This window comes from Microbacterium sp. 2RAF4 (assembly GCF_052115285.1).
In the GTDB taxonomy this organism is placed as follows: domain Bacteria; phylum Actinomycetota; class Actinomycetes; order Actinomycetales; family Microbacteriaceae; genus Microbacterium; species Microbacterium oxydans.
In genome coordinates, this window is sequence record NZ_JBFRGI010000002.1 from 1,668,145 (window position 1) to 1,686,531 (window position 18,387).

Here is an 18,387-nt window from a genome sequence, read left to right on the forward strand (position 1 = left end):
CCCTGAGGGAGCCGCGTATATGCTGATGCTCCTCGCTGTGTTCCTCCTCGGGTCGCTGCTGATGCCCGTTCTGGTGCGCTGGCTCGGAGCTCAGGCCTTCGCCATCGCCGCCCTCGTTCCGGCCGCCGCCTTCGTGCAGGCGCTCGTCATGACGCCGCAGGTGCTCGACGGTCCCGTCCCGTTCGAATCCGTCGAGTGGATCCCGCAGCTCGGGCTCAACCTCTCCATGAACATGGACGTGCTCGGCTGGGTGCTCACGCTGATCGTCACCGGCGTCGGCGCTCTCGTGCTCCTCTACTGCCGCTGGTACTTCTACGAGGACTCCGCGGGGGTCGGGCAGTTCGCCGGTGTCCTGCTCGGCTTCGCAGGGGCTATGTACGGACTCGTCCTCACCGACGACCTCGTGATGCTCGTCATGTTCTGGGAAGTCACGAGCATCCTCTCCTACCTCCTCATCGGCCATTACCGTCGGCGCGCTGCCAGCCGTCGTGCAGCACTGCAGGCGCTACTCGTGACGACACTCGGCGGTCTCGTGATGTTCGTCGGCGTCGTGCTGCTCGTCGTCGACACGGGTACCTCGAGCATCCGCGAGATCCTCGAGCTCGCGCCCAGCGGGCCGCTCATCGACGCCGCGATCGTGATGCTCCTGATCGGGGCCATCAGCAAGTCGGCGCTGTTCCCCTTCCACTTCTGGCTTCCGGGTGCCATGGCGGCGCCCACACCGGTGAGCGCGTACCTGCACGCGGCCGCGATGGTGAAAGCCGGCATCTACCTGATCGCCCGCTTCGCCCCGATCTTCGCGTTCAGCACGACATGGCGGCCGATCGTCATCACGCTCGGCCTCGTCACGATGCTGCTCGGCGGAATCCAGGCGCTTCGGGAGACCGACCTCAAGCGCATCCTCGCCTTCGGCACCGTGAGTCAGCTCGGCTTCTTCGCGATCGTCGTCGGCTACGGCACGCAGGCGACCGCCCTCGCCGGTCTCGCCCTGGTCATCGGCCACGCCCTCTTCAAGTCGGCGCTGTTCCTCATCGTCGGTGTGATCGACCGCCAACTGTCGACCCGTGACATCAACGAGCTCTCCGGCGTCGGCCGGCAGGCCCCCGTCATGGCCACAGCGGCATTCATCTCCGTCGCCTCCATGGCGGGGATCGCCCCGACCATCGGCTTCGTCGCCAAGGAATCGACGCTCACCGCGCTCCTCGACGACGCGCAGGGCGGCTCACCGTGGGGTCTCGTCGCCCTGATCGGGATCGTCCTCGGTTCCATGCTGACTGCGGCATATGGCGTGCGCTTCCTCTGGGGTGCGTTCTGGAAGAAGCGCGACGACCAGGGCCAGCAGCTGCCCGACACCGCATGGCCCGATCCGCCGGTGGGTTTCCTGTCAGCGCCGATCATCCTCGCGGGGGTCACGCTCGCCACGGGCATCGGTGCTCCCGCCCTGGACACCGCGCTGCAGGGATACGCCCTCACGGCGACCCCGGGCCTCGATCACGCCGGTGAGGCCGTCGAGGGCCCTGGCCACCTGGCGCTCTGGCACGGCTTCGAACCGGCGCTGGGCATCTCGATCCTGTCGATCCTGTTGGGCATCGGGCTGTTCCTGCTCACCCGCAGGACCGCCTGGGACCGCAAGGCCCGCATCCTGCGCTTCACCGCGGCCGACGTGTACTACTTCGTCATGCGCGGCGTCGACCGCCTCTCGGTTCTCAGCACGACCCTCACCCAGCGCGGCTCGCTGCCCGTGTACGTCGGCACCATCTTCGTGGTGTTCGTCGCCGCCGAGGTCACGGCGCTGATCGCGAGCGACATCGATCGGTACAACCTGTCCCTCTGGCACACCCCGGCGCAGATCGCCGTCGCGCCGATCATGGCGATCGCCGGCATCTTCGCTGTCCGTGCGCGCAAGCGGTACACCGGCGTGGTGCTGGTCTCGGTCACGGGCCTCGGAATGGTCGTGCTCTTCGCGACGAGCGGCGCCCCCGACCTCGCGCTCACGCAGATCCTGGTCGAGACGGTCACGATGGTCACCTTCGCCCTCGTGCTGCGTCGTCTCCCCGCGCGCATGGGCGAGCACAACGCCTCGGTCGGGCGCATCCCGCGCGCGCTGCTGGCCATCGGCGTCGGCGTGACCATGGCCTTCGTCGCGGTCGTCGCGACCCAGTCCCGCGTCGCCGACCCGATCTCTGAGGCGTTCCCGAAGCTCGCGTACGAGATCGGCCACGGCAAGAACGTCGTCAACGTGGCGCTCGTCGACCTGCGCGGCTGGGACACGATGGGCGAGCTCTCGGTGCTCGTGCTCGCCGCGACCGGAGTCGCCTCCCTCGTGTTCGTCACCCACCGGGCCGACCTGCTGGCCGCCACCAAGAACCTGCCGCGAGCCACGCGCAAGGCCGCGCGCAGCCGCCCCCTCGTCGAGACGACCGAGGGCATCCGGTTCCAGACGTCCGAGAACGAGAGCAGCCCACGAGCATGGCTCGTAGGCGGCCAGAAGATGAAGCCCGAGAATAGGTCGATCCTGCTCGAGGTGATCGTCCGCATCCTGTTCCACACGATCATCGTGGTGTCGATCTTCCTGCTGTTCTCCGGGCACAACCTGCCGGGTGGCGGGTTCGCCGGCGGTCTCGTCGCGGGCATGGCGCTGGTGATGCGCTACATCGCCGGCGGTCGCTGGGAGCTGGGAGCCGCCGCCCCCACCGATGCCGGACGCCTCCTCGGCACCGGCCTCATCCTCGCCGTGGGCACCGCCGTCGTACCGCTCTTCTTCGGCCTCGCACCCCTGACCAGCACGTTCTGGGAGTGGGAGATCCCGCTCATCGGACACATGGAGTTCGTCACGTCGACGATCTTCGACGTGGGCGTCTACCTCGTCGTGATCGGACTCGTGCTCGACGTGCTCCGCAGCCTCGGGGCCGAGGTCGACCGTCAGGCCGCCCTGCGCACCACGCCCGGTCCTGAAGGATTCCTCTCGCGGGGCGGGAGGAGCAGCTGATGGACGTCTCCCTCACCCTGATCGTCATCATGGCCATCCTCTTCGCGTGCGGTGTGTACGCGATGCTGGAGCGCAGCCTGACCCGCGTGCTGATCGGCTTCCTGCTGCTGGGCAACGCCACGAACCTGCTGCTCCTGATCGTGATGGGCGTGCCGGGCAACGCCCCGTTCTTCGGCACGGAGGGCGAGATGAGCGACCCCCTCCCTCAGGCGCTCACCCTCACGGCCATCGTGATCACGTTCGCGGTCTCGGCCTTCCTCCTCGCCCTGATCTATCGCTCCTGGCAGCTCGGACAGGCCGACACGGTCGAGGACGACGAGGCCGACATCGCGCTGCGCGAGCGCACGGATGCCGATGAAGACCTCATGGATGACGAGTCCGAGACCGACGATGACGAGGCGACCACGGACTTCGTCGGTGTGCAGACCGCGCCGATCACGGTGCTGCACATGCGGGATCACCCCTCCATCCACGACGATGCGCCGTACGACGCTCCGACCGGGTGGGGGAGCGAACCCTCCGTCGCGGACGAGGGCCGAGAACCGCGCCCCGACGAACCCGATGACCACGACGAGAACGAGGAGGGCAGGCCATGACCGCCCTCGTCCCCCTCCTCGTCGCACTGCCACTGCTCGGCGCCGCCGTCACCCTCGTGTTCGGCAGGAATGCGCGCCTCCAGGTCGTCGTCACCGTCGCGACCCTCGCCGCCGTCTCGATCATCGCCGCCGTGCTCCTGGTCGTCGTCGATTCGGGTGCTCCGCTCGCGGTGTCGGTCGGCGGGTGGCCCGTGCCGTTCGGCATCGTGCTCTACGTCGACCGGCTCGCCGCGCTCCTGGTGCTCATCTCCAGCATCGTGCTGCTCGCGGTGCTGTTGTTCTCCATCGGTCAAGGTGCAGCGGACGGCACCGACGAGACCCCGATCTCGATCTTCAACCCGTCGTACCTGATCCTCGCGGCCGGTATCTTCAACGCGTTCATCGCCGGCGACCTGTTCAACCTGTACGTCGGATTCGAGATCCTGCTCGTCGCCTCCTACGTGCTGATCACGCTCGGCAGCACCGAGTCCCGTATCCGCACCGGCGCGGTCTACATCGTCGTCTCGCTGGTCTCGTCGATCCTGTTCCTGGCCTCGATCGCCATGATCTACGGCGCGCTCGGCACGGTCAACATGGCCCAGATCGCCGAGCGGATGTCGGAGCTCCCCCAGGAGACGCAGCTGGTGCTGCACCTGATGCTCGTCGTGGCCTTCGGCATCAAGGCCGCCATCTTCCCGGTGTCGTTCTGGCTGCCCGACTCGTACCCGACCGCGCCGGCCCCGGTCACCGCGGTGTTCGCCGGCTTGCTGACGAAGGTCGGCGTGTATGCGCTCATCCGCACGGAGACGCAGCTCTTCGCGTCGAACAGCATCGACACCCTGCTGCTGATCATCGCGCTCGCGACCATGATCGTCGGAGTGCTCGGCGCGGTGGCGCAGGCGGAGCTGAAACGAATCCTGTCGTTCACGCTGGTCAGCCACGTGGGCTACATGATCTTCGGTCTCGCGATAGCGACACCCGCTGCCATCGGCGCCACGGTGTACTACATCGTGCACCATATCGTCGTGCAGACCACGCTGTTCCTGGCTGTCGGGCTCGTGGAACGCCGAGCGGGAAGCACGTCGATCCTGCGGGTCAAGGGACTGCTGAAGGTCGCCCCCGTCATCGCTGTGCTGTATTTCGTTCCCGCGATCAACCTCGGCGGCCTGCCACCCTTCTCGGGGTTCATCGGCAAGTTCGCGCTGTTCGAAGCTGCGGCATCCGTCGGAACTCCGATCATGATCGTGCTGATCTTCGGTGGCATCATCACCTCGCTGCTGACGCTGTACGCGCTGATGCGCGCCTGGAACCTCGCCTTCTGGCGCGAGGAGGAGGACTCCACCGAGACCGAGGGCCGCATCTCCTACCTGGGCAACGCCCCCGCGGCAGACGAGCAGCAGGAGCGTCGCCGCATCCCCAAGATCATGACCCTCGCGACCGGAGGCATGGTCGCCGTCACCCTCGCTCTGACGGTGTTCGCCGGCCCCCTGTACGCCCTCTGCGACCGCATCGGCGCCGGGCTGCTGCAGCCCGTCAGCCTCGTGCAGCTGGAAGACGAGGTGGGCTGATGGCGCGTGACACCCGGCGTCACCTCTGGCGCGACATCCGCGTGCAGCTGCCGTTCCTCGCGTGGCTGGTCGTGCTGTGGATGCTGCTGTGGGCGCAGTTCACCGTGCTGTCGTTCCTCAGCGGACTCGTGGTCGCGATCTTCGTCACCCGCGTCTTCCGCCTGCCGACCGTCGCGCTCTCCGGCCGGATCAACCTCTGGTACGCGGCTCTCTTCGTGGTGCAGTTCCTGTTCGCCGTGCTGAGCGGCGCGCTCTCGGTCACGGTGCAGGTCTTCGACTTCCGTCGTCAGCCGGGCACGGCCATCATCGCGGTGCCGCTGCGCTACGCGGACGACCTCGTGATGACGCACGTCGCCGTCGTGTCGTCGCTGATCCCCGGATCGCTGGTCGTGGAGACCGACCGGGACCGTCGGATCCTGTACCTGCACGTGATCGGCGTCCGGAACCTCGACGACGTGGAGAAGCAGCGTGAGGGCGTGCTGCGCTGGGAGCAGCGGGTCGTGCGTGCGCTCGGAGACCCCGCTCAGTATCGTGCCCTCAAGGCCGACGAGCGTGCCGGCCTCGGACTGACGAAGGGCGGTGCCCGATGAACATCCTCCTGCTGCTGATCATGGTGGTGTTCGGCATCGCCGCCGTGCTCGCCCTGATCCGGATCGTGCGCGGGCCGTCGATCCTCGACAGGGCAGTGGCCTCCGACGTGCTCCTCACCGAGGTGATGTGCGTGATCGGTGCCGAGATGGCGATCAACGGTCACACCCGGAACATCCCGGTGCTCCTGATCATCGCGGCCATCGGGGTGTTCGGGTCGATCGCCGTCGCCCGCTTCGTCGCGAGAAGGGACAACACGACACCATGAACGTGTTCGGTCTCATGATCCCCGACGCCGTCATCGACGTGGCGGTGCTCGTGCTCATCCTGCTCGGCGCCGTGCTGTGCCTGTCGGCGGCGGTCGGGCTGCTGCACTTCCGCGATGTGCCTTCGCGACTGCACGCGGCGACCAAGCCGCAGGTTCTCGGTCTGCTCCTCATCTGCATCGCCATCGCGCTGTCGCAGCGCTCGATCGGCGGCATCCTGCTCGGATTCGTGCTGGTCGCTCCGGTGGTGCTGATGCAGTTCGCGACCGCCCCGCTCTCGGCGCACATGGTCGGACGGCAGGCCTACCGCAACGGCACGATCGAGCAGCGCGGTCTCGTCGTCGACGAACTCGCCGAGTCGAAGCAGACCCCTCCCGCCGCCGGCTGACGTTGCCGGCAGGCTGACCTCGCCGGCTGGCCCCGCCGGCGGTGAACAACTCCGCAATTCTGGCGCGCATGTGCACGATCCTGCCGTTCAGGCGTGGATCCGGTGCCACTGTTGAGGAGTTGTTCACGTCTGTCGTGACTCGCACCGAGTCACGACTGTTCCTCCCCATCGGTGGCTGACGCAGAAACGCCCACCGTTCCCTGATCAGGGCGTATGCGTCGCGGTCGACACCGCAGACTGTCTCGGATGAAATCCACGAACGTGCGCGACCGCGCCGCGGAGCTGTTCGTCGAGACCGTCTTCTCGCGCGCTGACCTCGTCGCCTCGGGGATGTCTTGGCGAGAGATCGCCCGGTCCGTCGACGATGGGCGGCTACGACGGTTGCGACGGGACCGATACGCCGCGGACCCGGTTGACCCAGACATTGCCGAAGCCGTCCGGATCGGCGGGCGTCTGTCGTGCGTCTCGCTTCTGGCACTCGTCGGAGTGTTCGTCCATGTCCACGATCGATTGCACGTGCATGTACCCCCCGGGTCGTCGCGGATCCGGGCTCCTCGATCGAAGAGGACGACGCTCCACTGGCGGTCGTGGACTCGTGGACCGTGTCCCGAGCATCTCGTGCCGCTGGCTGATGCGGTGTCGCAGGCGGTCCGCTGTCAGACCCCGCGAGCGGCCGTCGCCACGCTCGACAGCGTGCTGCACCACGGACTGATGACAAGGAACGAGGTGACAGCAATCTTCGACGGACTCCCAGCGCGGTTCCGTCCGCTCCTGGCACTGTCCGATCCATCGGCGGCATCCGGGCCGGAGACGTTCATGAGACTCATCTTGCGCGCACTCGGCGTCGCTTTCGAGACCCAGGTGTTCATCGAGGGCGTCGGGCGCGTGGACTTCCTGGTGGAAGGCTGGCTCATCATCGAGTGCGACAGCAGGGAGTTCCACGAAGGATGGGCGAAGCAGGTCGACGATCGGCGTCGGGACATGGCCGCCGTGGTCCAGGGTTTCGTCACGATTCGTCCTCTGGCGGCTGACATTCTCCGTGCGGATTCGACCGTTCGTCAGACCGTCGCCGCGGTCATCCATGCGCTGGGGCCGCGGTTTCGTTGACGGAGGTGTGATCAACTCCTCAAGATCGGGTGAGAACTCTGCCGAAACAGGGGCAGGAGAGCTTTCGCGCGGAGTACTTGCGGAGTTGTTCACGACGCGGTCCTCACGACGCGGTCCTCACGACGCCGTAGGGGGCGACGGGCGGTCAGGTCGACGGAGGGCCCGCTGGCGTCAGATGCGGGCGGCGAACTCGTGGATCAGGCGTGCCGCGGGCTCGGAGTCGCTGATGAGGGTGCCGTGACCGTGGTCGGGGATGACCTCGAGGTCGGCTCCGGGGATGGCGTCGATGATCTCGCGGCACCAGCTCATCGGTGCCAGCGGGTCGCTCTCTCCGCGCAGCACCAGCACCGGGCACTCGATGCGCACGAAGGCGTCCTCCGGCTCGTGCACGATCGTGGCGCGCATCTTGCGGAAGAGGTGGGGTCCGCCACGGAGGTACTCGCGGGCTCCACGCCAGATGACCAGGGGTCGTTCGCCGATGAGGTCGGTCAGCAGGTAGCGGGCCTGAGCTCCGATGTTCCGTGCCGCCTTGTTCACGGTGGGACCGGCGAGTACCACTCCTTCGACGAGGGACGGATGGCGTGCGGCGAGCTCGGCAGCGATCTGGCTGCCCATCGAGTGACCGATCACGACGACGGGGCCCGAGTCGACGTGCTGGAGGTAGGCCGCGATCAGGTCGGCGTGCCGCTCCATCGTCAGGGTGCGCGTGGGCTCTGGCGCCTCCCCGAAGCCCGGCAGATCGACCGCGATGACCCGTCCATCGAGACGCTGCACGATGTCGAGGTAGACGCTGCGGCCCATGCCGATACCGTGCAGGAGCAGGTACGTGTGCGGCCCATCGCCGAACGTCTCGGCGATGAGGGTCGCACCTCCGTGCTCGAACTCCAGGAGCGTGACGGGGGTGCCCTTGGGGGCGAGGTAGCTGGTTGGCACCCATCCACGCTAGCCGAGCATCCTGGGGCAGTGCTCGGATGCCCCGACCGTCGCGTTCAGTCGGCCGGGCGGAGCACCAGGGTGTCGACGGCTGCGGCCTTCACCGCCTTCGTCGAGTACGCCCAGGGCTTCTGGGCACCTGCCGCCCAGTCGGCGGTCTGATCGGTGTAGTGCTCGTGGAACGCGTGTCCGGAGGAGCCGGTGAGGTGGTTCCAGGTCGAGGCGTCGAAGTCGGAGAGATCGACCACCATCCGCATCGACGGCACCGTCGTCGTCGCATACGAGACGCCGAGCTCCCATCCGGTCGCGTTCACGACGGACGCTCCTCCGCTCGCGGGGAACGGCCCACGATTGAACAGCGCTTCGATCGGGGCGATCCCCGACGAGCCGAGCGTGTCGCTGGTGAGTGTGATCGCGTGCAGGTCACCCCAGTTCCATCGCGAGATCGTGGTCCCCTGCAGGGCTGCGAGCTCGTCGTAGGCTTCCTCCGCCGACAGCGCGAGCATCTGCTCCATCCCGTCGACGTCGATCTGCTCGTTGGTCCAGAGCGGGTCGGATGGATCGGTCAGCATGGCGGAGACGACCGTGAACAGGCGCCCCTGACCATCGATCGGGAGAGGCTGCTCGCGCTCGGCGAAGATGTTCTGCACCAGGTTCGACCAGAGCACGTTCGCATAGGCGGCGGCCGCCGACGATGCGCTGTTCTGACCGTCCCAGGCTTCCAAGAGGTCAACGGCATCGGACGGGCCCGCCCCGGAGACGTCGACCTCGGCCATGGCGGTCGCCAGCTGCGTGCCGATCCACATCTCGTTGTCCATCTGGATGTCGCGCATGTCATCGGCGGTCAGCGGGGCGACGGCTGCCCGCCGCTCGATGAGGTGGGCGATCCGCGCCGCCCGGTAGCCGTAGTCCCAGTCGCGGGAGAGGAAGTAGGCGTAGTCGTCCGTCACGATCGCGTTGTTCGCGGTGACGATGTACCCCGAGTTCGGGTTGTACGACACCGGCAGCTCCTCGAACGGGATGAAACCCGTCCAGTCGTAGCTGCTGTCCCATCCCGGCTGGGGCATCCATCCGTCTCCGGCACCGCGGATGGGAAGGCGTCCGGGGGCCTGATAGCCGATGTTGCCTTCAGTGTCGGCATAGATGAGGTTCTGCGCCGGCACGTCGAAGAGCGAGGCAGCGTATCGGAAGTCGTCGAAGTCCTGCGCGGTGGAGAGCGCGAAGATCGCCGTCGCAGCCGTCCCTGGATCGAGCGCGGTCCACCGCAGGCTCACGGCGTACTCGGCGTCCTCCGACCCGGGGGCGGGAGCGGTCGGCGCGGAGGCCTCGGTGCCGAGCGCGGGTTCGGGGTCATCGGCGACCTCAGTGAAGTCGTCCGTGAGTCCGGAGATGATCGGGCCGTGCACAGTGGAGCGGATGGTCAGATCGATGTCGTCGCCGCCGGCGACCTTGATCGTCTCGGTGCTCTCCTCCAGCGGCACCAGGGCTCCGTCTCGCCAGTACTGGTCGCCCTCGACCCGCTCGACGTAGAGGTCGGTGACGTCGGTGGTGAGGTTCGTGAACCCCCACGCGACCTTCTGGTTGTGGCCGATCACGATGCCGGGCAGCCCGGAGAACGAGAAGCCGCCCACATCGAACGGGCACTCCTCGTCCACGGTCGAGCACTTCAGCTGCACCTGGTACCAGACCGAGGGGAGGGAGGCTCCGAGGTGCGGGTCGTTCGCGAGCAGCGGCATCCCCGTCTCGGTGAGGTTTCCCGAGACGACCCACGAGTTCGAGCCGATGCCCTCGCCCACGTCGCCGACCAGCACGCTCGCGGCCTCGATGACGTTGGAGGTCTCCTCCCAGTCGATGGTGGTGGACGCCTGCTGGACCTCGCCCTCGGTCTCGCCGGGGGTGAAGGCTGCCGGTTCCGCTCCCGTGCCGAGCGCCGGAACGGTCGAGATCTTCGGGACGATCACGGGGTTCTCATCGAACGGGTAGTCGGGGTAGAGCTTCGCCAGCATGTCGGAGGTGGTCGCGGCCCCCGGGGCGGCGCCGTCGGCAGCGGTGCTCAGCTCGGCGGCGAGGAGCGATCGCTCGGTCTCGTTCTCGATGTTGCCGCGGAGATCCCAGGCCATGGCCTTGAGCCAGGCCACCGAATCGGCGGGCTCCCAGGGCTCGGGAGCGTAGTCGGGGTTCTGCAGTCCGATCACGGCGTACTCGAGCGAGAGGTCGGCACCCGAGCGCGAGGCAAGGTAGGCGTTGACCCCCTCCGCGTAGGCCTCGTAGTAGCCCCGGGTGGTGTCGTCCATGGCCTCGACCTCGGCCTCGGCGACCTTGCGCCAGCCGAGCGTGCGGAGGAAGGCATCGGTTCCCGCCTGCGACTCCCCGAACATCTCGGCGACCCGTCCGGACGTCACGTGGCGGCGGAAGTCCATCTCGAAGAAGCGGTCCTGCGCGTGCACGAAGCCCTGGGCGTAGAACAGGTCGTCCGTGGAGTCGGCGGTGATCGTCGGGATGCCGCGGTCGTCGCGCTGCACGGTGACCTCGGCCTGGAGGCCGTCGAGCTCGATGGATCCGTCCGTCTGCGGGAAGGAGCGCTGGATCGTCCAGGTCACGAAGAACGCCGCAGCCACGGCCACCACGACGATCGCGGCCACCACGAGGAACGCGACGCGTCCGATGCGGACACCCAGCGAGGGGCGTGAGGGTGCGGCGGACTCCTGCGAATCGGTCATCATCGTCGAGAACTCTTTCGGGTAGACAGGTGGAACTCAGTCCCACCGAGCCCCAGTGCGCGTGTCAGGGTCGCGCCTTCGCATCATATCCACCTCGGCGCTCGCCGCGAGGTGTTCCGCGGCGAGCACCCGCCTGTGACGAGCACCGCACGGCTCAGCCGATCAGGCTCGGCTGCAGGTCGCGCAGCGTGCGGCGGTGCGTCATCCGGGTCACCCCGATCATCGCGAGCAGCAGCGCGCCGACGAGCCAGACTCCGAGCACTGCCAGATCCCACCCGGCCCGCGCGTAGTCGCCGCCGTACATCAGCTGGCGCATCGCATCGACCACATATCCCAGCGGCAGCACATGATGAAGGGCGGCGAGGGGTGCCGGCAGCGTCTGCCAGGGGAAGGTCCCACCGGCCGTGACGAGTTGCAGCACCATGAGCACCAGCCCGAGGAACTGTCCGACCGAGCCGAGCCACACGTTCAACGCGAGGATGATCGCCGTGAAGGTGGCTGACGCGAAGATCATCACCCCGAGGGTTCCGAGCGGGTGGTCGAAGGTGAACCCGAGCGTGATGGCGAGGATGCCCATGAGCCCGAGCATCTGCACCGCGCCGAGCATCGCAGGGGTCAGCCAGCCGGCGAGCGTGATGCGGACGGGGGAATGGAGGGCCGTGATGGCCCGCCGTGAGATCGGCTTGACGATCAGGAACAGCGCGTAGATGCCGATCCAGGCCGACAGTGCGGCGAAGAAGGGAGCGAGACCGGCGCCGTAGTCCTCCGCGGAGGCGACCTTGTCGCTGGACACCTTCACGGGATCGGCGATCGTGTCGGCCTGACGGGAGCGCAGATCGGGTGTCGAGGCGGGGATGGCGTCCACGCCCTGGGCGAGCCCGTCGCGCAGTTCGGCCGTGCCGGAGGCGAGCGTAGCCAGTCCGTCGCGTAGCTGCGTCGCGCCGTCGTTCGCGGCGGAGGCGCCGGTGGCGACCGTGCCGGCACCGGAGGCGAGCTCGTTCGCACCTGTGGCGAGGGACGCGGCGCCGGCCGCGAGCTGGTCGACCTTGCCGACCGCGGCCTGCACCTGCGTGTTCCCCTCCTGTAGACGCGCGCCCAGCGGATCGAGCCGGGCGAGCACCTGATCGATCTCTTCGGAGGTGAGGCCCTGCTGCGCGAGCGCGTTCGCGATGTCGGAGCGCACCTGCGGCAAGGCGTTCGCGGCCTGTTGCACCGCTGACCCCGCGCGGTCGGCGACGTCGGCGAGCTGTCGGTTGCCCGCGCTCACCTGCTGGGCTCCGCTCGCAAGGCTCCGTGCCCCGGTCGCGAGCTGCGCCGTGCCGTCGGCCAGCTTCGCGGTGCCCTCCGCCAGAGTCGTGCTCCCGGTGGCCGCCGTGCCGGCGCCATCGGCGAGCCTGGTGGCGCCGTCCGTCGCCGTGATGAGTTTGTCGCGCACGTCGCTCAGGCCCGTGAGCAGGCGCTCTGCGGCCTGGCTGCCCACCATCTCGGCCACCGAGCTGCGGATCTTCTCGACCGCCTGCGTGCCCATCGACGACGCGAGGTAGTTGTTCGCGTCGTTGGTCTCGAGATCGATGCGCGCCTGGTGCGGTTCGGTCCCCGCCGCCGAAGTGAGGGCCGAGGAGAAGTCGCTCGGAATCGTCACCGTGAAGTCGACCGTGCCGTGGCGCAGTGCGTCCGAGGCTTCGTCGGCAGACATCAGCTGCCAGTCGAACGCGTTGCCCTTGATCAGGTTCTCCGCCACGTCTTCGCCGTAGTTGACGGTCTCGCCCGTCGCGGGCTCCGTGCCGGTCGTGGGTGCGGGCGCGCCCTCGTCGTCCACCACGAGGGCGACGGGAACCTCGGGGAACTTGGCGTACGGGTCCTGGTTCGCCCAGAGGTACAGACCGCCGTACAGGATCGGCACGCAGATCAGCGCGACCAGGGCGATGATGCCCATCCTGCTCGCTGTCAGTCGTCGGAGCTCGGCGGCGATCATGGCGGGAACCTTCATCGCGTGCCTCCGTTCTCGCGTGCAGGGGTGTCCGCGATGTCGGCGACGGCCTCGTCCACCGGTTCGTCCGACACGAGAGGCTCGACCGGTCCGGAGGCGTTGATCGCGTCGAACTCGTGCATCCGCTCCAGGGCCACGGCGGCGGATCCGCCGACGATCACGAGCATCGCGTAGCCGCGGTCGGCGAACTCCGTCGCGATGCGCCACCATCCATCGGGGCTGCCGCCGTGACGGTCGGGCGACACGAGCACGATGCCCTCGACGCCGGAGCGGAGCACGGCAAGCTCGCACAGGATGCGCACGCGTGCCGCCGGATCGATCGTGCCGATGGGCGCAGCGGCGAGCTCGGTGTACCCCAGACGAGCGAGCCAGCGTCGCGCGTGGAGCGGAGTGGCGCCGAGGCCCGCGAACATGAGCTCCTCCTCGACGACGCCGACCAGGGCGACGTCGGGATGAGGGTCGCTGACATCCGGAGCGTCGACCAGCGCCACGCGTCGACGCAGAGACTTCGCGTCGACCGCGTCGTCGATGCTCACGCGCCCGGATTCCGGACGCATGCGGCCGCTCGCGATCAAGCCGAGCACGGTCGGTCGCTGTTCGGTCTCGGCGATCGCGAAACGCACCGCTCCGGTGTGGAACTCGAGCGACATGGTGGGCAGCGCCTGGCCGTTGCGGCCCTTGCTCACATCGCGCAGGGAGATCTTCATGCGCGGCCCTCCGGATCGAGGGGGGAGTCGGTGGGAGCAGCGGCCGCGGCGATGTCGGGGTGCGAGGCGAGCAGCTCGTCGGCTTCGCGCCAGGAGAGACCGGCGATGCTCAACACCGTCCGCACGGCGACGTCGGCGGCGCCCGTGCTGGTCGCGTCCGTGCGCGAGATCACGGTGCGGGCCATCTCCTCGATGAGCCGCGCGAGCGTGGGGGCGGCGAGATCCGTGCGGAAGCTGCCGTCGTCCTGTCCGCGCCGCACGAGTGCCGACACCGTGCGGCGCAACGGGGCCAGCGCGGCCGCCGTGTGCTCGACGTGTGCCTCATCGAGAGCGAGCGCCGCTGCCACCTGCACGTGCGCGGCCTCGTGCCAGAGCAGAGCGGCGAGACGGGCGAGGGCGAGACGGGCGTCGGTGTCGTCGATCGAGGTGGCGATGGCGTTGAACCGCTGAGTGCCGCTGGAGATGAGCTCTCGGATGAGGGCGTCACGGTCCTCGAAGTGTCCGTAGAGGGTGCGACGCGAGAGCCCGGCACTACGAGCGATGACGTCGATGGAGGCGTGCGGATGGACGGCCAGGGTCGAGCGCGCGGCGGAGAGGATGCCGGCGCGGTTCTCGATGGCGTCGCGACGGGGTGCACGAGTGGTCATGACCTCATGGTACGGATCATGCACATTGTTGTGCAAGATTATTCTTCCCATTCAGGGAGTGTCCTCAGGCGCCGCTTCCACGCAGCCGTCGCGGAGCCGAGCGTGTTATGTTACGCGTTGCGCGTGGGCGCGCACGGGGGATGGCGCCGGTCTCGGACGCGAGAGCGTCCGGTACGCGAGTGTCGACCGTTTTCAAGTGGTGGGGGACCGCTGTGGTCGAGGGAGGGTGTGCTTTGGCAGGCATCGATGTCGTGCGGGAACGCCGAACGAAGAGTGATGATGTCTACCGCCGGTTGCGGGATGCGATCGTCGACGGTGAGCTGCGGCCGGGGGAGCGCCTTCGCGACGGAGAGCTGGCGGAGAGCCTGGGGACCTCCCCGATGCCCGTCAGACATGCCCTGGTGCGCCTGGCGGAACAGGGGCTCGTCGAGATGCACCGCAACGGTGCCACCCGCGTGGCGCCGCCCGATCTCGACCAGATCCGCGACGCCATCGCCCTCTTCGGCGACAGCTGGATCGGCTCGGTGCGCCATGCGATGCCGCTCCTCCAGGAGGATGACGTCGCCTATCTCGTGGAGCTGACGGACGATATGTCCGCCGCGGGGCGAGCGCGCGACGTCCTGGCCTACGGAGTCGCGCTGCGCGCCATCGCCATCGGCTTCGCCCGTCTCGAGGGCAATGCCCTGCGCGAGTCCGTGATCGAACTGCTCGGGCCGCAGATCCGGCGCTTCACGCAGCGCTCTGCGGGATCGTTCGACTGGACGGCGAACGAGAGGTCCACGCGCGAGATCCGCGAGGCGATCGTCCGTCGTGATGCGGTGCAGACCCGGGCGGCCCTGGTGATCCTCTTCGATGATGTGCTGCCAGGGGTCGTCGACCGCACCGCGTCGCGGGCGCGCTGATCCCGAGCAGTACCTCTGATCGAACGATGCGCCGGCACCCCGAGGGGCGCCGGCGCATCGGTGGATCCGTCGTCGTGTCAGTCGGTGCCGGAGTCGAAGGCTGCGCCCTCGGAGGCCGAGTCGACGGCGTCGGCCAGGGTCTCATCGGCCTCCGAGATCGAGCCCTGGACGGACTCCGTGATCTCACTGGATTCCCCGGCGGTCACGCGGCCGACCAGTTCGCCGGTCGCACCTCCGACGAGGCCGAGTCCCGCGTACTGCTCGAGGCGTGCACGCGAGTCGGCGATGTCGAGATTGCGCATGGTGAGCTGGCCGATGCGGTCGACCGGTCCGAAGGCGGCGTCTCCCACGCGTTCCATGGACAGCTTCTCGGGGCCGTAGGAGAGGTTCGGCGAGATGGTGTCGAGGATGGTCCAGTCGTCACCGCGGCGCAGGCGGATCGTGACGGTTCCGGAGATGGTGAGGCCGACCCAGCGCTGGATCGACTCGCGCAGCATGAGCGACTGCGGCTCGAGCCAGCGTCCCTCGTACATGAGGCGACCGAGGCGTCGACCCTGCTCGTGGTAGGTGGCGAGGGTGTCTTCGTTGAGGATGCCGTTGACCAGGCGCTCGTAGGCGATGAACAGCAGCGACATGGCCGGAGCCTCGTAGATGCCGCGCGACTTCGCCTCGATGATGCGGTTCTCGATCTGGTCGCTCATGCCGAGGCCGTGGCGACCGCCGATCGTGTTCGCCTCCATGACCAGAGCGACCGGGTCGGAGTACTCGACGCCGTTGATCGCGACCGGGCGGCCGGCCTCGAACGTGACGGTGACGTCTTCGGTCTCGATGGCGACCGAGGGGTCCCAGAACTTCACGCCCATGATCGGGTCGACGGTCTCGAGCGAGACATCGAGGTGCTCGAGCGTCTTCGCCTCGTGCGTCGCGCCCCAGATGTTCGCGTCGGTCGAGTATGCCTTCTCGGCGGAATCGCGGTACGGGAAGTCGCGGGCGACGAGCCAGTCGCTCATCTCCTTGCGGCCGCCGAGCTCGGTGACGAAGTCGGCGTCGAGCCAGGGCTTGTAGATGCGCAGGCGCGGGTTGGCGAGCAGGCCGTAGCGGTAGAACCGCTCGATGTCGTTGCCCTTGTAGGTCGAGCCGTCGCCCCAGATGTCGACGCCGTCCTCCTTCATGGCGCGTACCAGCATGGTGCCGGTGACCGCGCGGCCGAGGGGCGTCGTGTTGAAGTAGGTCTTGCCGCCGGAGCGGATGTGGAAGGCCCCGCAGGAGAGGGCGACGAAGCCCTCCTCGACCAGGGCGGTCTTGCAGTCGATCAGGCGCGATGCCTCGGCGCCGTACTCCAGCGCGCGGCCGGGGATCGAGGCGATGTCGTCTTCGTCGTACTGACCGAGGTCGCCGGTGTAGGTGAAGGGCACGGCGCCCTTCTCGCGCATCCACGCGACGGCGACGGAGGTGTCGAGTCCTCCGGAGAAGGCGATGCCGACGCGCTCGCCGACGGGCAGGGACTGGAGGACCTTGGACATGGCTCCCAGTCTATCCGCGGCGGCGTGTCGCCCCGTCTCGCGCCGTCTGGCCTCGTCTGGTCTCGTCTGGCCTCGTCTGGTGTGAAAACGGAGGAGCACCGGCTGCGGCGCGGTGTGTCGTGGTGAGGCACGCCGAGGCACGCCCGACACGTCTCCGTTTTCGCCGGGGCCGGGCTGGGTGAGGTGCGAGGAAGCTAGTCCGATTGAGAAGCATCCTCGTGGCGCGCGGTGCGCAGGGGAGAGAACAGGACGATCATCGCCGCCACGAGGAAGACGACCACGCTGACCGCGATCGTCACGCGATAGCCGAACGCCGTCGCCAGGCCGCCGGCGATCAGGGCCCCGACGAGGAAGGTGACGCGGTTCACGGTGCGGATCGATGCGTTCAGCCGTCCCTGCATCTGGTCGGGGGCCACCGCCTGGCGGTATCCCATCTCGTTCGGATCCTCCAGCCCCATCCCGAGGCCGAACAGGAACTGCCCCACGCCCAGAGGGATGGCCACGACGAGGAGCGTGGCGTTCTCGGCGTGCGGGATGACGAGCACCGCCGTCCACGCGATTGCCGAGAGCAGGCGCCCCGCGAGGACCGCGCCGCCGACTCCGAACCGGCGACCCGCCGTGGGGGCGAGGAGTGCCCCGATCAGGCCGCCGAGCCCACCCATCGCGAGAACGATGCCGAACAGCAGTGCGCCGACGTCGAGCTCTCGCAGTGCGTACGGCGCGAATGCCGTCAGCGCGATGCTGTTGCCGAGGAACCAGACGTTCACCGACACCGCCATGGGTGCGAGAGTGCGGTGGGAGTAGGTCCAGCGCAGACCCTCCATGATGTCGTGTCCCAGGTGCCGGCCATCGGTGCGGCGTGGAGCTTTCACCTCCTCGACACGGATGCGGCTCAGGAGAACGCCGTTCACGACGTACGCGACGGCATCGATCAGGATGGCGAACGGCGCCCCCAGCCAGCCGACGAGTGCGCCGCCGAAGGCCTGCCCCGTCGTCTGGGCGACGGTGCCGGCTTGACCGAGCCTCGCATTCGCTGCCACCAGCTGATCGCGCCGGACGAGGCGGGGCAGCATCGGCTGCGCAGCGGAATCGGCGATGAGTGTGAGCGCGCCGTAGAGCAGGAGCAGCGCGCCGAACGACCACACGGAAAGAGTCCCCGTGAACCACAGCACGGGCACGAGACCCAGCGTGAGCGCGCGGCCGATGCTCGCGAGGACCATGGCGGGCTTGCGTCGCCAGCGGTCCATCAGGGCGCCGACGATGAGCCCGAACAGCAGGTACGGCACGACGTTCGCGGCGTTGAGCAGGCCGATCTCGAACGGAGAGGCCCCCAGCGTCGTGACGATCAGCACCTGGAAGGCGACGGCGGTCACGGAGCCGGTGAACGCGCCGAGAGTCGACGACGACCAGAAGAGAGCGAACGCCGGAACGCGCAGCACCTCCATCGGTCTGTCGCGCATCGCCGCCTCGCTCCCGTTCTCGTC

15 protein-coding genes are annotated in these 18,387 nt (G+C 68.3%); 8 read left to right on the plus strand and 7 right to left on the minus strand.

Going from position 1 to position 18,387, the window contains the following annotated elements:
* Positions 1–19: 19 nt before the first annotated feature.
* The 7 genes from AB4070_RS12515 (at position 20) to AB4070_RS12545 (ending at position 7,481) form a co-directional block, all read left to right on the plus strand.
* A complete protein-coding gene (locus tag AB4070_RS12515; RefSeq protein WP_441980368.1) occupies positions 20–2,989 on the plus strand; it encodes a Na+/H+ antiporter subunit A in 2,970 nt (989 codons plus the stop codon).
* Complete coding sequence (locus tag AB4070_RS12520) at positions 2,989–3,585, plus strand: Na(+)/H(+) antiporter subunit C (RefSeq protein ID WP_441980369.1); 597 nt, start codon at positions 2,989–2,991, stop codon at positions 3,583–3,585. Before AB4070_RS12515 ends, AB4070_RS12520 begins: the two co-directional genes overlap by 1 nt.
* Positions 3,582–5,132, plus strand: coding sequence for a Na+/H+ antiporter subunit D (locus tag AB4070_RS12525; RefSeq protein ID WP_045262651.1), 1,551 nt, complete (start codon positions 3,582–3,584; stop codon positions 5,130–5,132). Before AB4070_RS12520 ends, AB4070_RS12525 begins: the two co-directional genes overlap by 4 nt.
* Positions 5,132–5,722 (plus strand): Na+/H+ antiporter subunit E, encoded by a 591-nt coding sequence (locus AB4070_RS12530; RefSeq protein ID WP_441980370.1) that lies wholly within the window; start codon positions 5,132–5,134, stop codon positions 5,720–5,722. Before AB4070_RS12525 ends, AB4070_RS12530 begins: the two co-directional genes overlap by 1 nt.
* Complete coding sequence (locus AB4070_RS12535) at positions 5,719–5,988, plus strand: monovalent cation/H+ antiporter complex subunit F (RefSeq protein WP_021200077.1); 270 nt, start codon at positions 5,719–5,721, stop codon at positions 5,986–5,988. The genes AB4070_RS12530 and AB4070_RS12535 overlap by 4 nt, the downstream gene beginning before the upstream one ends.
* A complete protein-coding gene (gene mnhG / locus AB4070_RS12540) occupies positions 5,985–6,374 on the plus strand; it encodes a monovalent cation/H(+) antiporter subunit G (RefSeq protein WP_046748040.1) in 390 nt (129 codons plus the stop codon). The genes AB4070_RS12535 and mnhG overlap by 4 nt, the downstream gene beginning before the upstream one ends.
* 816 nt (positions 6,375–7,190) lie before the next feature.
* Positions 7,191–7,481, plus strand: coding sequence for a hypothetical protein (locus AB4070_RS12545; protein ID WP_441980371.1), 291 nt, complete (start codon positions 7,191–7,193; stop codon positions 7,479–7,481).
* A 171-nt stretch (positions 7,482–7,652) separates the two neighbouring features.
* On the opposite strand, the gene AB4070_RS12550 is transcribed toward AB4070_RS12545, so the two are convergent.
* From AB4070_RS12550 to AB4070_RS12570, 5 genes are all read right to left on the minus strand, one after another.
* Positions 7,653–8,414: an alpha/beta fold hydrolase gene (locus AB4070_RS12550; protein WP_441980372.1), complete on the minus strand. Its 762-nt coding sequence runs from the start codon at positions 8,412–8,414 to the stop codon at positions 7,653–7,655.
* Positions 8,415–8,470: 56 nt separating this feature from the next.
* Positions 8,471–11,134, minus strand: a complete 2,664-nt coding sequence (locus AB4070_RS12555; protein WP_441980569.1) for a penicillin acylase family protein — start codon at positions 11,132–11,134, stop codon at positions 8,471–8,473.
* 154 nt (positions 11,135–11,288) lie between these two features.
* Positions 11,289–13,124 carry a YhgE/Pip family protein gene (locus AB4070_RS12560; protein ID WP_441980373.1) on the minus strand — a complete coding sequence of 612 codons (1,836 nt, stop codon included), beginning with the start codon at positions 13,122–13,124 and terminating at the stop codon, positions 11,289–11,291.
* Positions 13,121–13,831 carry a hypothetical protein gene (locus tag AB4070_RS12565; RefSeq protein ID WP_441980374.1) on the minus strand — a complete coding sequence of 237 codons (711 nt, stop codon included), beginning with the start codon at positions 13,829–13,831 and terminating at the stop codon, positions 13,121–13,123. Before AB4070_RS12565 ends, AB4070_RS12560 begins: the two co-directional genes overlap by 4 nt.
* Entirely contained in the window at positions 13,828–14,478 is a 651-nt protein-coding gene (locus AB4070_RS12570; RefSeq protein WP_441980375.1) for a TetR/AcrR family transcriptional regulator, read from the minus strand. The genes AB4070_RS12565 and AB4070_RS12570 overlap by 4 nt, the downstream gene beginning before the upstream one ends.
* 233 nt (positions 14,479–14,711) lie before the next feature.
* Here AB4070_RS12570 and AB4070_RS12575 point away from each other — a divergent pair, with 233 nt between their 5' ends.
* Positions 14,712–15,380, plus strand: coding sequence for a GntR family transcriptional regulator (locus AB4070_RS12575; protein WP_441980376.1), 669 nt, complete (start codon positions 14,712–14,714; stop codon positions 15,378–15,380).
* A 77-nt stretch (positions 15,381–15,457) separates the two neighbouring features.
* Here AB4070_RS12575 and argG read toward each other — a convergent pair whose 3' ends face one another.
* Positions 15,458–16,903, minus strand: a complete 1,446-nt coding sequence (argG, locus tag AB4070_RS12580; RefSeq protein ID WP_441980377.1) for an argininosuccinate synthase — start codon at positions 16,901–16,903, stop codon at positions 15,458–15,460.
* A gap of 194 nt (positions 16,904–17,097) precedes the next feature.
* Positions 17,098–18,363 carry an MFS transporter gene (locus AB4070_RS12585; protein ID WP_441980378.1) on the minus strand — a complete coding sequence of 422 codons (1,266 nt, stop codon included), beginning with the start codon at positions 18,361–18,363 and terminating at the stop codon, positions 17,098–17,100.
* Positions 18,364–18,387 lie beyond the last annotated feature (24 nt).

Bases quoted from the DNA above. Each gene is read 5' to 3' on its own strand.
- AB4070_RS12515 (WP_441980368.1), top strand. From the start codon at position 20: ATGCTGATGCTCCTCGCTGTGTTCCTCCTCGGGTCGCTGCTGATGCCC.
- AB4070_RS12520 (WP_441980369.1), top strand. From the start codon at position 2,989: ATGGACGTCTCCCTCACCCTGATCGTCATCATGGCCATCCTCTTCGCG.
- AB4070_RS12525 (WP_045262651.1), top strand. From the start codon at position 3,582: ATGACCGCCCTCGTCCCCCTCCTCGTCGCACTGCCACTGCTCGGCGCC.
- AB4070_RS12530 (WP_441980370.1), top strand. From the start codon at position 5,132: ATGGCGCGTGACACCCGGCGTCACCTCTGGCGCGACATCCGCGTGCAG.
- AB4070_RS12535 (WP_021200077.1), top strand. From the start codon at position 5,719: ATGAACATCCTCCTGCTGCTGATCATGGTGGTGTTCGGCATCGCCGCC.
- mnhG (WP_046748040.1), top strand. From the start codon at position 5,985: ATGAACGTGTTCGGTCTCATGATCCCCGACGCCGTCATCGACGTGGCG.
- AB4070_RS12545 (WP_441980371.1), top strand. From the start codon at position 7,191: ATGAGACTCATCTTGCGCGCACTCGGCGTCGCTTTCGAGACCCAGGTG.
- AB4070_RS12555 (WP_441980569.1), bottom strand. From the start codon at position 11,134: ATGACCGATTCGCAGGAGTCCGCCGCACCCTCACGCCCCTCGCTGGGT.
- AB4070_RS12560 (WP_441980373.1), bottom strand. From the start codon at position 13,124: ATGAAGGTTCCCGCCATGATCGCCGCCGAGCTCCGACGACTGACAGCG.
- AB4070_RS12565 (WP_441980374.1), bottom strand. From the start codon at position 13,831: ATGAAGATCTCCCTGCGCGATGTGAGCAAGGGCCGCAACGGCCAGGCG.
- AB4070_RS12570 (WP_441980375.1), bottom strand. From the start codon at position 14,478: ATGACCACTCGTGCACCCCGTCGCGACGCCATCGAGAACCGCGCCGGC.
- argG (WP_441980377.1), bottom strand. From the start codon at position 16,903: ATGTCCAAGGTCCTCCAGTCCCTGCCCGTCGGCGAGCGCGTCGGCATC.
- AB4070_RS12585 (WP_441980378.1), bottom strand. From the start codon at position 18,363: ATGCGCGACAGACCGATGGAGGTGCTGCGCGTTCCGGCGTTCGCTCTC.